Origin of the sequence: Sphingorhabdus sp. EL138, from assembly GCF_900258045.1 — a bacterium.
GTDB lineage: Bacteria > Pseudomonadota > Alphaproteobacteria > Sphingomonadales > Sphingomonadaceae > Parasphingorhabdus.
On the sequence record NZ_OGVD01000004.1, the window covers coordinates 846,189 to 859,146 of the forward strand.

Genomic DNA, 12,958 nt, shown 5'->3' on the forward strand with positions numbered 1-12,958 from the left:
ATAAAGGCTGCTTAAATTTTAGGCATATGACATGACATTGAAACCCATCTCGATTGATAAAATCACGATTGACAGTCCGGTATTGCTGGCGCCGATGACCGGCGTGACTGATCTGCCGTTCCGCAAGCTGGTGCGGCGTTTCGGGTCTGGTTTGAACGTGACCGAAATGATTGCCAGCCAGGCGATGATCCGCGAAACGCGTCAATCTTTGCAGAAATGTGCGTGGGACCCGACTGAGGAACCAGTATCGATGCAGCTAGCAGGCTGCTCGCCCGACGCGATGGCTGAAGCGGCCAAGCTTAATGAAGATCGTGGCGCTCAGATTATCGACATTAATATGGGCTGCCCAGTCAAAAAGGTCGTGAACGGGGATGCCGGTTCTGCATTGATGAGGGACCTGCCGCTTGCAGCTGCACTGATTAAGGCCACGGTGAAAGCTGTGAATGTACCGGTCACGGTAAAAATGCGGATGGGTTGGGACCATAACAGCCTGAATGCGCCGGAACTGGCTCATATTGCCGAGGACCTGGGTGCGAAGATGATTACAGTTCATGGCCGGACGCGGTGTCAGATGTACAAAGGCAGCGCGGACTGGACTTTTGTCAGGCAGGTTAAAGAGGCTGTGTCGGTCCCTGTAATCGTCAACGGTGATATCTGTACCATTGACGATTGCGAACAAGCTCTCGCACAAAGCGGGGCTGACGGCCTGATGATCGGCCGCGGTGCCTATGGTAAGCCATGGCTGCTGGGGCAAGTGATGCACTGGTTTGAGCATGGCACAACGCTGCCTGATCCCAATCTGCAAGCCCAATATGCGGTCCTTGAGGAACATTACCGCGCCATGCTGGACCTTTATGGCGAAGATATTGGCGTCAAAGTCGCGCGCAAGCATATCGGTTGGTACACCAAGGGCCTGCCCGGATCCGCTGAATTCCGGAACCAGGCCAACAAGGAAATGGACGCGTCAAAAGTGCTTGCGATGCTGCAGGATTTTTATGCGCCCTGGCTCGACAAAGCGGCGGCCTGATGACTGGATTGCCGTCGGCGGAACAGATTTTTGTCGCACTGCCGGACGCCCTGCTGATTATTGATGAAAATCATGAAATTGCCAAAGTAAACCCGGTCGCGGAGCATTTTTTCGGGCAAAGCGCGAAGCATCTCATCGGCGATCATATCTCCAACCAGCTTCAATTTGAAGATGACCGTTTGGTCAACGCCCTGACGGACAAGGATGCTAATGTTGCGGCCCGTCGTGTTGCTGTTACCCTGAAGGGGAGGCAGGCGGGACTGGTGAATTTTGATATTCATAGCATACCTGCTGACCAGCGTTGGCGAATCGTTTCCATTGCGCCGCTGCCGACCGATGGACCGGTGATTGAACAGCAACAAGGTGAGCAGGATCAATTCTCGGTGCGAGCGCCAGATATATTGGGGCATGAGATCAAAAATCCGCTGGCTGCCATAAAGGGGGCGGCGCAACTTCTCGATCGTTCGATTGACCAGGATCAAAGAACATTGACGCACATGATAAAAGGCGAGGTTGAACGGATCGCCAAACTGCTGGACCGGATGCAAAGTCTCTCGACGAACCAGCCTGCCAAACTGGAGCCGGTGAACGTTCATTCACTGATTGATCGCGCTCGTCAGTCGATTGAGACCGCACGGAATGGCGATCTGAAAATTGGCGACCAGTTTGATCCCTCATTGCCGGAGGTGTTGGTGGATCCGGACGCATTGATGCAGATCCTAACCAATCTTCTGGCCAATGCAGTGGACGCTACCAAAGATCTGGAACAGCCGGATATCCGGGTTATCACACGCTATAGTTTTGGCGCATCGCTCTCGGTTCATGGCTCCAATCAGATGGTGCGCCTTCCTGTGGAAATCATTGTCCGGGATAACGGGCCTGGCGTTCCCCCGGAACTCGAACGTGATATTTTCTCACCATTTGTATCAACAAAAAAGGAAGGGCAGGGACTTGGCTTGGCTCTTGTTCGCAAATTGATCAACGATATGAACGGACGTGTTAGATATGAGCGTTCGGGTAGTGCAAAGCATACACAATTCGTTCTGTTTTTGCCGATAGCCACCGAAGGATAACTGATGGTCAAGCAAACCGTATTACTCGTTGAAGATGACCCTTCCGTCAGTCACATTATTTCAACCGCACTAAAGGCGGAAGGTATGGCAGTGGACAGCTGCAAGACTGTGTCCGACCGTGATGCACTGTTGGCCAGTGGCAAATATGATCTGCTTATAACCGACGTCGGTTTGGGTGAAGAAGACGGTATCGCTACTCTGGACGCAGTCAGCGCCCGTGATCCCGACTTGCCGGTCATTGTTATATCTGCACAGAATACGCTAAATACGGCTGTCAGGGCCTCGGAAACTGGTGCTTTTGAGTATTTCCCTAAACCCTTCGATCTCGATGAACTGGTCGAAGTTGTACAGCAGGCAATGAAGCCACCCAGCGAGGGACGTCTTGTCGACACCATGGAGGAGGACAACCTTCCCCTAGTCGGGCGCAGCCAGGCGATGCAGGAAGTATACCGGATGATTGCGCGCTTGTTACGCAATGACTTGTCCGTTTTGATACTTGGAGAATCCGGCACCGGCAAAGAACTGGTTGCAGAAGCGATCCACAATCTGGGTCATCGCAAGGCAGGGCCTTTCATAGCCGTCAATATGGCGGCGATCCCCACTGATCTGATTGAAGCCGAACTGTTCGGTCATGAAAAAGGCGCTTTTACCGGCGCGGTTAGCAGCGCAGCCGGCAAGTTCGAGCAGGCACAGGGCGGTACGTTATTTCTCGATGAAATTGGCGATATGCCGATGCACGCGCAGACACGATTATTGCGCGCCCTGCAATCCGGTGAAATTAACCGCGTCGGCGGTAAGGGGCTGATTAAACTGGATGTTCGCATTGTCGCGGCGACCAATCAGGATTTTGTAAATCTGATTGAGGAGGGTAAATTCCGTGAAGACCTTTACTACCGGATCAATGTTGTCCCAATTGAGCTGCCACCTCTAAGAGACCGTGCCAGCGATATTCCGGCATTGGCGAAACATTTCCTTAATCTGGCAGCATCCGAAGGACTGCCAAAGAAGGTGCTGACAGACGACGGTTTGGAACTACTCTCCCGTCAGGGTTGGCGCGGTAATGTCCGGGAGCTGAAAAACCTCATCTATCGACTTGTTGTAACAGCGCGCGAGGAAGAATTATCGGAAACGGCGATACGGCAGATTCTTCAGTCACAGCAGGGGGAGGAGCATAACCAGTCCCTTGAACATAGTTTTGCAGATCAGGTGAAATCGATTGTCGGTGATCTGTTGCTTGATAAAGAAGATGGCAATTCTCTTTACACCAAGGCCTTGGAAAAATTCGAGCGACCAATGCTTGAGGAAATATTGCGCAAGGCCAACGGCAATCAGATAAAAGCTGCCAATATACTGGGTATAAATCGCAACACGTTGCGGAAAAAATTGACGGAATATGAGATTGATCCAGCGCAATCGCGGTAGAATGATCGGATCACACGTCAAATCGTGACATATTTGTTTCATTAGTGCTGTTTTTACAACGAAACTGTTGTATTAGAGGCACAATGAACGCTCCGCAGGCCCCTATTGAAAAGCGAACACCTGTTTGGTTGCGCCGTTTATCGCTTCTCTCTGAAGATGATAAAGCGATGAAGCGTGTAGAATGGGCTGCCATTTTTCTGTTTCTGGTTACCGCAGGCGGTAGCTACTTTCTATTGAGTTCCCAATCAGGTCGGACTGATTTCATCTCACCTCCGCTCACGGCGGCATTGCTGGTGGCCAATCTTATCCCGGCAATTACGTTGCTGGTCCTACTCGGCCGTCGCATTGCAAAAGGCAGGGCAGCAAAATCTGCCACAGGTACCAGTGGTCGTCTGCATGTCCGTCTGGTCGCATTGTTCTCGCTGGTAGCCAGTGTGCCAATGTTGCTGGTGGTGATCTTTGCGTCACTGCTTTTCCAATATGGTGTGGAGTTCTGGTTTTCTGATCGCGCCCGTGGGATGTTGGAAAATGCCAATAGTCTGGCGCGTGGATATTATGATCAAAATCGCCGGGATGTCGGTACGGAGACGATCACAATGGCCAGCGATTTACGCAGTTTTTTGGCGGAAAAGGGAATTGATCATCCTGAATTTGCCGAAAATTACTGGTTTCAGGTTGTGACCCGGAAACTAAATGAATCTGCCATTATTCAATTTGGAGAGGATGGTGTCGCACGCACCGCCGCCGCGGTTAACCCAGATAATAGCGATGAAAACATCAAGATAACCGAACAAGTCATCAATCAACTGATGGCCGGTGAGAATTATGTGGTTACCGCGAAAGTTAACAAGATCGAGGCCGTGACCCTTCTCGATCTGGACTCTCAGATCTTTTTATATGCTGCCCGTGACTCAGATATGCTGGCCCTTAGTCAGTGGGAAAAGGCACAATCTGTTCTGGCAGATTATGATAATTTGTTTACCCGATCCCGCAGTCTTCAATTGCAATTCAATATCGCCCTCTTTGTTGTATCCCTTTTCATTGTTGGTCTTGCACTTTGGATCGCGCTGGCAGTGGCGGATCGAATGGTGAGGCCGGTTGGCGAGCTGGTCCATGCCGCCAAGCGGATTACGGAAGGAGACTTGGCGTCCCGGGTACCTGCACCTTTTGAAAAGGATGAAATTGGTACGCTGGGCAGGGCCTTTAATCGCATGACAGAGCGGTTGGAAACCCAGACCACGGCATTACTGACCGCCAATGAACAGTTGGGAAGCAGGCGGGCTTTTATCGAAACAGTTCTGGAATCGGTTACGGCAGGGATCATCAGCTTGGACCAGACTGGAAAGGTCCAGCTCATAAATTCTCGCGCGCAGGCACTGCTGGCCAAGGAAAGTCAGGATTTGCTGGATAAACAAATATCGGACGTCGCGCCCGAATTCGCTGACCTAATTGGCGAAGGGATTGAGAATACCATTATCCAGTTTTCGTCCGGCAATGAAATCCGCACCCTGGAGGTGAAAATAGTTGGCGGGCAGTCAGGCCATGTCATTACTTTTGAAGATATTACGCAACGATTGCTGGACCAGCGCCGGGCTGCGTGGTCCGATGTGGCTCGCAGGATTGCGCATGAAATCAAAAACCCTCTTACACCGATCCAATTGGCGGCAGAGCGGCTACAGCGGCGCTTTGGCAAGAACGTTACTGAAGGCGGATCAATATTTTCGCAATTGACCGGAACAATTGTTCGCCAGGTTGGTGATTTGCGTAAGATTGTTGATGAATTTTCCTCTTTCGCACGAATGCCGAAGCCGGTTTTTCGTGAGGAAAATCTGATTGATATCGTTAAACAAGCAGTGTTTTTGCAAGAAGTCGCCCATTCCGCGATCAAATTCCGTTTTGAATCGGATGACCAGAACCTGCCCTTGGTTTGTGATCGCAGACAACTGGGGCAAGCTCTAACTAACATCGTCAAAAATGCCGTAGAGGCGATTGAACAAAAAGCGGATGCTGCGGATGACTTCTCGTTTGAAGATGGTGAGATATGCGTAAGCGTTCATCGAAAAGACGATGATGTAGAAGTTCAACTGGACGACAATGGTATCGGATTGCCGGCAGAGCGCGAACGCATCGTCGAACCTTATATGACGACAAGGGAAAAGGGCACCGGGCTGGGCCTGGCGATTGTTAAAAAGATAATCGAGGAACATTTCGGCACCATCGCCTTTACCGATTCATGCGCCGCGGAACAGGGAAGCGGTACACGTGTGACCATAGCTTTCAATCCGGCAAAGCTGACGCGCCTGAGTGAGAGCTTTACCGCACGAAGTACAGAGACGGAAATGCCGGATAGCGTTGGGAAAAAGCGCACCAGCCCTGATGGCGAACGTCTACCACAAACTGATAAACTACCCCCAATTTAGAAGGTCGAAATAATGGCATTAGATATCCTGATTGTTGATGATGAACCCGATATCCGGGAACTGATTTCCGGTGTTCTGGAAGATGATGGCTATGAGACAAGAGTGGCAGCCGACAGCGATTCAGCCCTTGCCGCTGTTAAAGAACGGAAACCGTCTCTTGTCTTGCTGGACGTTTGGTTGAGAGGGTCCCGTCTGGACGGACTGGAGCTTTTGACTGAAATAAAAAATATCGATCCAAAGCTGCCGGTAATCGTGATTTCCGGTCATGGTAATATCGATACGGCTGTCGCAGCAATATCGCAGGGTGCGGTAGACTTTATCGAAAAACCCTTTGAAGCCGAACATCTCATGCATCTGGTGGCCAGGGCTACTGAAACGGAAAGTCTGCGCCGCGAGAATGAGGCATTGAAAGCCCGGGTCGGCTTTGCTGACGAGTTAACGGGTAACAGCGCATCGGTTAACTCCGTGCGTGCGACTTTAAAGCGTGTTGCCGGCACTGGCAGCCGTTTGCTTATTTCCGGTCCAGCAGGTGTAGGAAAGGAAGTCGCCGCGCGGCTCATGCACAACTGGAGCACACGGGCCAATGCACCATTTGTTACGATAAGCGCAGCCCGTTTGTCGCCGGAAAGTGTTGAGGAAGAGCTTTTCGGAACCGAGAAAAACGGAACTGTGGAAAAAATCGGTCTGCTGGAAGAGGCCCATGGCGGTACGTTGTTCATTGATGAAGTGGCGGACATGCCGCTTGATACGCAAGGCAAGATATTGCGTGTACTGACGGAACAGAGCTTTGTGCGGTTGGGTGGAAATCAACGTGTTAAAGTTGACGTAAGAGTGGTTTCCGCAACATCTCGCAATCTGGACGAAGAAATTCAGGAAAAGCGTTTTCGTGAGGACCTTTTCTACCGGCTAAATGTTGTACCGGTTGAGTTGCCGCCGCTAAACCAACGCCGCGAAGATATCCCGACATTGGTCGAACATTATTCTGCGCGTTTTGCGGCAGACCAGAGGCTGAACCCGCCAGAAATATCGGCAGAAGCGATGGCGGCGCTTCAAGCATGCGATTGGCCTGGCAATGTTCGCCAGTTGCGGAATGTGATTGAACGGACCATCATCCTCGCACCGAAGGATAATTTTTCGAAAATCGAGATAGAGATGTTGCCGCCCGAGATATTGGGCAATGACGATGATCTGGATCAGGGCGTGGCCTCTTTGATGGGCTCCCCGTTGCGCGAGGCACGGGAAAGTTTTGAAAGGGAATATCTTAAAGTGCAGATTCGAAGATTTTCTGGCAATATTTCAAAAACGGCCAATTTTATTGGAATGGAACGTTCTGCATTGCACAGAAAGCTCAAAATTCTGGGCCTTGCGGCGAAAAAGAAGCAGGCTGCCGAGTAAACAATGAACTGTTTGCAGTTGTAGCTTCGCTGTTGAATCCATATATGTCGAAAGCGCGGCTCCCCCAATAGCTATAGTCGCAGCCAAAAACCCTCTCTGCGGCCATCGCGCCGCCAAAAACCGGATGTCAAAAATGACCGATAAATCAAATAATTTGCAAGACCTCTTCTTAAACTCTCTCCGCAAATCGAAAATGCCAGTGACCATGTTTCTGGTCAAAGGCGTAAAGTTGCAGGGTATTGTGACCTGGTTCGACAATTTCTCTGTATTGCTGCGGCGTGATGGCCAGTCACAACTGGTTTACAAGCATGCAATTTCAACCATCATGCCATCGCAAAGCCTTGATATGCAGCCATTTTCTGATCTCATGGAACGGGCGAAAGGCCGCAATGGCGTATTGCAGGAAGTGTTCCTGACCGCCGTGCGTGACAGCAACGATCCCGTCACCATGTTTCTGGTAAACGGTGTGATGCTGCAAGGCGAAGTGGCGGCTTATGATCTGTTCTGTATTTTGCTGGAGCGTGAAGGCTTGGCGCAGCTTGTCTACAAACATGCAATTTCAACCATTCAGCCGAACGGTGCCATCAATCTCGCAGACTATAATAATGCAGATGAAGGCTCCCATTGATCCCATTTGAAAAAAAGGAACTGGACGGCGGTGAAGACAAAGCCGTCATTGTTCACCCCGACCTGGGATCGCTTGGTCAAAATGCACTGGAATATAGACTGGAAGAGGCAATTGGTCTCGCTCTGGCAATCGGATTGGAAACAACTTCTGCGCAATATTTCAGTGTTCGTGCGCCAAAGCCCGGAACGTTGTTCGGTTCCGGTCAAGTCGATCAGATCAAGACGATATTGGCGCAGGACGATGCCAATATTCTGATTGTTGATGGTACGTTGAGCGCTATCCAGCAGCGCAATCTGGAAGAAGAGCTGAAGGTCAAGGTTATCGACCGAACTGGCCTGATTCTTGAGATTTTTGGCGCGAGGGCCGCGACAGCCGAGGGACGACTGCAGGTGGAACTGGCCCATCTCGACTATCAGGCGGGGCGTTTGGTTCGCAGCTGGACTCACCTTGAACGGCAACGCGGTGGTTTTGGCTTCCTCGGCGGCCCGGGTGAGACACAGATTGAATCGGATCGCCGGATGATCCGCGACCGTATGGCGAAACTACGCAAGGAATTGTCGCATCTTCGCAAAACCCGGACGCTCCACCGTTCGCGCCGCCAAAAGGCGCCGTGGCCGGTTATCGCGCTCGTTGGTTATACAAACGCCGGCAAATCAACACTTTTTAATCGCCTGACGGGTGCCGAAGTGTTCGCAGAAGATCTGTTGTTCGCGACACTTGATCCCACCATGCGGCAATTTCCGCTGCCTGGATATGACAAGGCGATCATCTCGGACACCGTTGGCTTCGTATCTGACTTGCCGACGCAGCTGGTCGCCGCCTTTCGCGCGACGTTGGAAGAAGTGACAGCGGCAGACGTGATAATCCATGTCAGGGACATCTCTCATGCTTCCAGTGATGGACAGGCCCGCGATGTCGAACAAATTCTGTTGGAACTGGGTGTCGATCTGGAAGAGGGGGAGGGGGCTCCCATCATTGAAGCCTGGAACAAGATTGATCTGATCGATTCCGATGATCCGGATAGCATAAAGTTACCGGAGCATATTCCCGACAATGTCTGTCCAATATCTGCTGCAACCGGGCAGGGCGTTGATGCGCTTGTCGAGATGGTAACTTCCAATTTGTCGCGTAACCACAACATCGAAACGGTCACATTGCCCGTATCCGACGGCAAACGTCTGGCGTGGTTGCACGAAAATGGCCGTGTTCTGGAATCCGAGCAGGAAAATGAAGACCTGATTTTGGCTGTCCAAATGTCAAACCGCAACTGGGGACGGTTTCACGCGCTTTAGGGAGCGGATTTTGCTTTCTGCCATTCTTCTTCAAGCTCTTCGATCGACATCTCTCTCATATTGCGGGGAGCTGTGCTTTCTACCTTGTTGAATCGCTTGGAGAATTTGCGGGTAGCATCGGCCAAAGCCTGCTCTGCATCTACGCCATAGTGACGCGATAGATTCACGGCTGAAAAGAGCAGATCTCCCATTTCCTCATGGATATCCTCCGGGCTGTTGGCCTGCTCCACCTCTTGAAGTTCTTCCAGCATTTTTGCTTTGACCGGCGCTTTGTCCGGCCAGTCAAAGCCGACCCGGGCGGCCCGCTTCTGGATCTTTTGAGCCCGCAGCAGGGCAGGGAGGGCCATCGCAACTCCGTCCAGTGCACTGGATTTACCAGTCTCCGCCCGTTCTTCGGCCTTTATCTGTTCCCAGCCGGGGCTGTTGTCCGCTTCACCAAAAATATGCGGATGGCGCCGGATCATCTTTTCGCAAATAACATCGACCACATCACCGAAAGAGAAATGGCCCTCATCCGATGCAATCTGGCTGTGAAATACGACCTGCAACAAAAGATCGCCCAGTTCATCTTTTAGGCCATCCATATCTTCGCGCTGAATGGCATCTGCAACTTCATAAGCTTCTTCGATTGTGTAAGGCGCTATGGTTTCAAATGTCTGGACAGTGTCCCATTCGCATCCTGTTTTTGGATCACGTAGCCGCCGCATGACATCAAGAAGGGGTTCAATCACTGATTATCTATCCTCGCACGAACATTGAACTGATCTAGCAGGCTGACTGCAGTTGGGGCAGGGCAGCGCAACACCCCTCTTATCGGCTATATTTAGTGCTGCCAATGCTGGATCTGAAACGAGTGATATCCAGAAAAGACGAGCGTTACCAAAGCTGCTCATTGCATGATTTGTCACTTTGTGTTCAACAACTTGGCGAGGTTTCAGATTAACAAAACAAACGGAGTTTCAATGACAGCCCCAGTAAACGGATTTTGCGATCCTCGCTTTGAAGCCGTCAAGGCGGCTTTCGAGACCAACTTTTGTGAACATGGCGATATTGGCGCTTCTGTTGCGATCACGTTTGACGGTGCCTTCGTCGTCGATCTGTGGGGCGGGCATCTGGATGAAGAGCGGACAAAGCCTTGGCAGGAAGACACGCTTGTCAATGTGTGGTCCAGCACAAAAACCATGGCGGCCATGTCACTGCTGCTTCTTGCTGATCAAGGGGAGGTTGATCTCCATGCGCCTGCTGCAAAATATTGGCCGGAATTTTCACAAGGCGGCAAGGAGACAGTCGAAGTCCGACATTTTCTGAGCCATATGGCGGGCCTGTCCGGCATGACTGAACCTGTTGAAGGCGACAGGCTTTATGATTGGGAGTGGATGACCAGCGCGCTCGCACGTCAGGAACCATGGTGGGAACCGGGAACCCAGTCCGGTTACCATGCGCTGACCCAGGGGCATCTTATTGGCGAAATTGTAAGAAGAGTGACTGGCCAGTCGATTGGCAATTTTTTTCGGCAGGAAATTGCAGAACCAACCAATGCAGATTTTCATATCGGTGCAGGCGAAGAACTGGATGAACGGATTGGCAATCTGGTCCCGCCTGAAAACACGGTTTCTCCTGATCCTGAGACTATTGCCGGACGGACATTTGCAAATCCGGCAGTCGATGCCACTGAACCCAGAAAAAGGGAATGGCGCGCGGCCGAAATACCCGCAGCCAATGGTCAGGGAAATGCAAGGAGCATAGTTCGCGCGCAAACAGCGATGGCAAATGGCGGTAAAGCATTTGGCAAAACTATAATGTCGGAAGCAGGGACCAGGCGTGTTTTCGAAAAGCAGTCTGAGGGAACCGATCTTGTGTTGGGCGTGCCGCTGGTCTTTGGCATGGGCTATGGGCTGAACAGCGCCCTTTTACCCATCAGCCCAAACCCCAACACCTGTTTCTGGGGCGGTTACGGCGGGTCATCGGTCATAATAGATCAGGATGCCCGGCTATGTTTTTCTTATGTCATGAACAAGATGGAAAGCGGCCTTCTGGGTGATCCGCGTGGATTTGGACTGGCAGCCGCCATGTATGCATCGCTTCAGACTTAGTGGTCTGGTACCTAGTTATCGAATCCCACAAAGGTGGCGGCTTCATCAATCGACTTTCGGGTTGAAACCACGCCGTTTGCCGGAAAAGTCTCGTCTGGCCAGCCTAGCGCGATACTCTTCATTATAACCTGATCATCAGCGATCCCTGCATGCTCACGCACGACTGGCGATTGCATGATGCCCTGACTGTTGATGACTGTACCAAGACCGCGCGACCACGCTGCATTCACCAGTGCAGTCGCTACAGCGCCACAGTCGAAAGGTGTGTCGTCGCTGCCATTGAGAACGCGGTCATAAGTGATAATCACGCACACAGGCGCATCGAATTGACGGAACCCGCGCATAACCCAGTCCTGCCGCGCATCCTTGTCATCGCGTTCGATTTTCATGGCGGAAAATAACTGCTTGGCGACGCCGATTTGCCTTTCGCGATGAGGTCCCGCAAAGGCCTCACCCGTTCGAAACTCGCGTGATTGTGGTACGCCGGCGAGCATCCGTTCGGTATTACCGTTGCGAATCCGTTCCAGCGGCTCGCCGGTAATCACATAGAAATTCCAGGGTTGTGTATTCATGGAAGACGGTGCGCGCATCGCCAAGCCGATGATTTCTTCGATAAGTTCCTGTGAAACCGGATCGGGCTTATACCCCCGGATGCTTCGGCGTCCGAGGACAACTTCGTCAAATTCCATTGCTGGCTCCGTAAGAAATATCGCTGTTCGCTAGCGTAGAACGGCGAAAATGGGAAGCCCGATTACGGTTGCTTCTCAGCAATATTTTCACAATTGTAATTACTGGTATCACCCTGGTTTTGTCGGTTTCACAACCGAGCGCCATCGTTCATATATTTTGAATGACCAAACCCATAACAGAGCTGGAAAACCGCCAATTGATCATCCATGCGCTTGACGGGATATTGCGGGAGCTGGATGATGCGGGTCTCCACCTTGCCGCAGTAAAAATAGTCGAAGCGCGAGAAATTTTGATGAAAATCGAAGGGGCTCGGGACATATCCAGTTCTTAAATGGAATCGATGAATGAAATACCGAGTCTCATTTAATTCCTCTGATCGCAACTATCAGGGTTGAAAGACGATTCAATCTACGGTTAACATACCAGCAACAGGATATGAAAAACAGTAATCACCAAAAGCAGCAAGAGCTGAACTCGATCGTAAGATTACCGGAAATATTTGATCGGGACATCGGCGAAAAACTATCTGGCCAAGCGCACGAGAGTTATGTTTCCAAGCTGGCCGCCTGCCGTCAGTTTGTCGAACGCCATTTCCAGAAGAATTATGGTATTCCGGCTTATCCTGTTTGCGATATGCTTTTGGCCTTGCAGGTTTCTGATATGGGAACCGTCTCGATTGATTCCATGGCAACCGAGTTGGCGATGCCGCTAAAGGTTCTGCAACGATATCTGGCCATTGCTGAAAAGCATGGGTTGATCACTGTGAATGCGAATGCCGAATTCCCAGAGGTTTCTCTGGCCGCAAAAGGGGTGGATGATTTGCTCTTGATAACTAATGCAATCTCCGAAGTTGCATTCAAGCTCAGGCCATTGGATTCAACTAACCGCTAGAAGAGGGCGTGGCTAAAGAAAAAGTCC

The 12,958-nt window shown here is 51.2% G+C and carries 12 protein-coding genes; 10 read left to right on the forward strand and 2 right to left on the reverse strand.

What is annotated here, in order from left to right:
• Positions 1–31: 31 nt before the first annotated feature.
• The 7 genes from dusB to hflX all read left to right on the forward strand — a co-directional run bounded on the left by dusB (position 32) and on the right by hflX (position 9,257).
• Positions 32–1,027 carry a tRNA dihydrouridine synthase DusB gene (dusB, locus tag DK507_RS13935; protein ID WP_109356945.1) on the forward strand — a complete coding sequence of 332 codons (996 nt, stop codon included), beginning with the start codon at positions 32–34 and terminating at the stop codon, positions 1,025–1,027.
• Entirely contained in the window at positions 1,027–2,100 is a 1,074-nt protein-coding gene (locus DK507_RS13940) for a nitrogen regulation protein NR(II) (protein ID WP_109356946.1), read from the forward strand. The genes dusB and DK507_RS13940 overlap by 1 nt, the downstream gene beginning before the upstream one ends.
• A 3-nt stretch (positions 2,101–2,103) precedes the next feature.
• Positions 2,104–3,522: a nitrogen regulation protein NR(I) gene (ntrC, locus tag DK507_RS13945; protein ID WP_109356947.1), complete on the forward strand. Its 1,419-nt coding sequence runs from the start codon at positions 2,104–2,106 to the stop codon at positions 3,520–3,522.
• Between the two features lie 167 nt (positions 3,523–3,689).
• Positions 3,690–5,942: an ATP-binding protein gene (locus DK507_RS13950; RefSeq protein WP_254054389.1), complete on the forward strand. Its 2,253-nt coding sequence runs from the start codon at positions 3,690–3,692 to the stop codon at positions 5,940–5,942.
• Positions 5,943–5,954: 12 nt separating this feature from the next.
• Entirely contained in the window at positions 5,955–7,337 is a 1,383-nt protein-coding gene (locus tag DK507_RS13955) for a sigma-54 dependent transcriptional regulator (protein ID WP_109356949.1), read from the forward strand.
• A gap of 73 nt (positions 7,338–7,410) precedes the next feature.
• Positions 7,411–7,965 (forward strand): RNA chaperone Hfq, encoded by a 555-nt coding sequence (gene hfq, locus DK507_RS13960; RefSeq protein ID WP_301950677.1) that lies wholly within the window; start codon positions 7,411–7,413, stop codon positions 7,963–7,965.
• A 47-nt stretch (positions 7,966–8,012) separates the two neighbouring features.
• Positions 8,013–9,257, forward strand: coding sequence for a GTPase HflX (gene hflX / locus DK507_RS13965; RefSeq protein WP_254054449.1), 1,245 nt, complete (start codon positions 8,013–8,015; stop codon positions 9,255–9,257).
• Here hflX and mazG read toward each other — a convergent pair.
• Positions 9,254–9,988, reverse strand: a complete 735-nt coding sequence (gene mazG / locus DK507_RS13970) for a nucleoside triphosphate pyrophosphohydrolase (RefSeq protein ID WP_254054391.1) — start codon at positions 9,986–9,988, stop codon at positions 9,254–9,256. The genes hflX and mazG overlap by 4 nt on opposite strands.
• Positions 9,989–10,219: 231 nt before the next feature.
• Here mazG and DK507_RS13975 point away from each other — a divergent pair, with 231 nt between their 5' ends.
• Positions 10,220–11,350, forward strand: coding sequence for a serine hydrolase (locus tag DK507_RS13975; RefSeq protein ID WP_109356952.1), 1,131 nt, complete (start codon positions 10,220–10,222; stop codon positions 11,348–11,350).
• A gap of 11 nt (positions 11,351–11,361) precedes the next feature.
• On the opposite strand, the gene DK507_RS13980 is transcribed toward DK507_RS13975, so the two are convergent.
• Complete coding sequence (locus tag DK507_RS13980) at positions 11,362–12,039, reverse strand: nitroreductase (protein ID WP_109356953.1); 678 nt, start codon at positions 12,037–12,039, stop codon at positions 11,362–11,364.
• 161 nt (positions 12,040–12,200) lie between these two features.
• Between DK507_RS13980 and DK507_RS17870 the strand changes: the two genes are divergently transcribed.
• Positions 12,201–12,371, forward strand: coding sequence for a hypothetical protein (locus DK507_RS17870; RefSeq protein WP_162559060.1), 171 nt, complete (start codon positions 12,201–12,203; stop codon positions 12,369–12,371).
• Between the two features lie 104 nt (positions 12,372–12,475).
• Complete coding sequence (locus DK507_RS13985) at positions 12,476–12,931, forward strand: hypothetical protein (RefSeq protein ID WP_109356954.1); 456 nt, start codon at positions 12,476–12,478, stop codon at positions 12,929–12,931.
• Positions 12,932–12,958: the final 27 nt, after the last annotated feature.

What these genes read in the sequence shown, in the direction of transcription:
- dusB (WP_109356945.1), top strand. Translation starts at nt 32, where the DNA reads ATGACATTGAAACCCATCTCGATTGATAAAATCACGATTGACAGTCCG.
- DK507_RS13940 (WP_109356946.1), top strand. Translation starts at nt 1,027, where the DNA reads ATGACTGGATTGCCGTCGGCGGAACAGATTTTTGTCGCACTGCCGGAC.
- ntrC (WP_109356947.1), top strand. Translation starts at nt 2,104, where the DNA reads ATGGTCAAGCAAACCGTATTACTCGTTGAAGATGACCCTTCCGTCAGT.
- DK507_RS13950 (WP_254054389.1), top strand. Translation starts at nt 3,690, where the DNA reads ATGAAGCGTGTAGAATGGGCTGCCATTTTTCTGTTTCTGGTTACCGCA.
- DK507_RS13955 (WP_109356949.1), top strand. Translation starts at nt 5,955, where the DNA reads ATGGCATTAGATATCCTGATTGTTGATGATGAACCCGATATCCGGGAA.
- DK507_RS13975 (WP_109356952.1), top strand. Translation starts at nt 10,220, where the DNA reads ATGACAGCCCCAGTAAACGGATTTTGCGATCCTCGCTTTGAAGCCGTC.
- DK507_RS13980 (WP_109356953.1), bottom strand. Translation starts at nt 12,039, where the DNA reads ATGGAATTTGACGAAGTTGTCCTCGGACGCCGAAGCATCCGGGGGTAT.
- DK507_RS17870 (WP_162559060.1), top strand. Translation starts at nt 12,201, where the DNA reads ATGACCAAACCCATAACAGAGCTGGAAAACCGCCAATTGATCATCCAT.
- DK507_RS13985 (WP_109356954.1), top strand. Translation starts at nt 12,476, where the DNA reads ATGAAAAACAGTAATCACCAAAAGCAGCAAGAGCTGAACTCGATCGTA.